Raw genomic sequence first — 1,753 nt, 5'->3', positions numbered from 1 at the left:
GCGCACGGCCGGATCGGGCCGCGGCTTGGCGGGATCGACGGCGGGCGCGGCCGCGGCCGATGCGGCCGACGACGTGGCGTGGGCCGGGGGCGCGGCGGGAGCCTGGGCCTGTGCGGCGGCCATGGCCGGCCAGAGAGCCCCGAAGGCGACAGCGTAAGCGACTATGGACTTGGACAAGGCACTCGCCCCCCGGCGTGGACTACCGCCAAGCTATACTTAGCGCGAAGCCTTGGCCAATACACGCGGGGGCTGTTTTGGCGCAATGATCCCCAACCCCGTGGGGCGCCGGCTCAGAGGGCGGCGGCGAAACGGTCCAGTTCGGCGTCCAGCTCGTCGAAATCAGCGGCCACATGGTGGGCGCCGGCGGCCCGGACCTCGTCGGGCGTGTGGAAGCCCCAGGCCACGCCCTGCGCCCGGGTCCCGGCGTTCAGCGCCATGCGGATGTCGTGGCCGGTGTCGCCGATCATCACCGTCTGGCGCGGTTCGCAGCCCGAGGCCTTCATCGCTTCCAGCAGCATGGCCGGGTGCGGCTTGCCCGGGCCGTCGGAGGCGCAGTGGGTGGAGACGAACAGGCTGCGCCAGTCGTGATTGTCGAGCAGGCGGTTCACGCCGCGTCGCGAATTGCCGGTGGCCATGGCGAGCAGCCAGCCGTCCTTCTCCAGCCGGCGCAGGTGCGCCTCGGCGCCGGCGTAGAGCGGCTCCTTGAAGCCCGGCTCGTTGTGCATGCGGGTGAACGACGCCTGGAAGCGCGCCACGAACTCCGCCAGCTCGGCGTCGGTCAGCTGCGGCGCCAGCACGTGCAGCGCTTCGTGCAGGGACAGGCCCACGATCTGGCGCACCGCGTCGTAGCCGGGCTCGGGCAGGCCCACGTCGCGGGCGGCCTCGACCGCGGCGCGCAGGATGGTCTGGCGGCTGTCGACCAGGGTGCCGTCGACGTCGAAAACGGCGAGCTTCAAGGACATGGACGCGACTCTGGAACTACGGGGTCAGGCGGGGACGACGTCGAAGGCCACGGTCATGCGGCTCTCGTCGGTCGTGAAGGGCACGGTGCCGTGCCACATGTAGGAAGGGAACAGCACCAGCGTGCCGGGCTCCGGCCGGACATAGCAGCCCGCGTCCAGTTCCGGCGTCGTGCGCATGCGCGGGCGGCCGAAGCGGATCCAGCCCTCGCGGCCCGGCGTCTCCAGCGCGGCGGCCGGGGTCTCGACGTAGAAGGCCGAGGACAGCCAACCCTGCGGGTGGATGTGGTCGACGTGGAAGCCGTTGGGCTTCAGGCGCACCGACCAGGCGGCCTTGACCGAATAGGCGCCGGTGTTGCGCGAGCGGACCGGATCGTCGCCGGTCCCCACCGCCTCCATGTAGGCGCGGATCGGTTCGTCGATGGCCTGGAAGAAGGCCGTGATCACCGGATCCTTCGAGCGCAGCAGGCTCTGCGAGGTCTGGCTGCCGCCGCGCAGGGAATTCTCCAGCGGGTGGGCCTTGAGCGCATGCAGCCGGATCAGGGCGTCCTTCAGGTCGGCCAGGTAGGCGTCCAGCGAGCGCCAGCCCTTCGGCGTCGGGATCTGGGCCGGGCGCACGAAGGCCGAATAGTCGTAGAGCCGCTCGTACTGGGGATCGCCGACCATGCGCGCCGCCACCGCCGCGAAGGCCAGGGCCACGTGGTCGTGCGGCGCGCGGGCCAGGCGGCGGCGCGCCACGGCGAGCGCGTCGTGCGGACGGCCGGCCGCCAGATAGACCGTGCACAGCGCTTCCT

Annotated in this window: 2 protein-coding genes; both read right to left on the bottom strand. The window is 71.8% G+C overall.

Annotation, left to right across the window (positions count from 1 at the left end):
* Positions 1-290: 290 nt before the first annotated feature.
* The gene (locus G3573_RS21360; protein WP_163263646.1) at positions 291-962 is read right to left on the bottom strand and encodes an HAD-IA family hydrolase; all 672 of its coding nucleotides are present in this window, start codon (positions 960-962) and stop codon (positions 291-293) included.
* Between the two features lie 24 nt (positions 963-986).
* Positions 987-1,753: 2OG-Fe(II) oxygenase family protein (locus G3573_RS21355; RefSeq protein ID WP_205598433.1), on the bottom strand; the 767-nt coding region annotated here is incomplete at its 5' end.

Source organism: Caulobacter sp. 17J65-9, from assembly GCF_010975005.1.
Lineage (GTDB): Bacteria > Pseudomonadota > Alphaproteobacteria > Caulobacterales > Caulobacteraceae > 17J80-11.
This window is presented reverse-complemented; position numbering and strand designations above follow the sequence as displayed.

Bases quoted from the DNA above. Each gene is read 5' to 3' on its own strand.
- G3573_RS21360 (WP_163263646.1), bottom strand. From the start codon at position 962: ATGTCCTTGAAGCTCGCCGTTTTCGACGTCGACGGCACCCTGGTCGAC.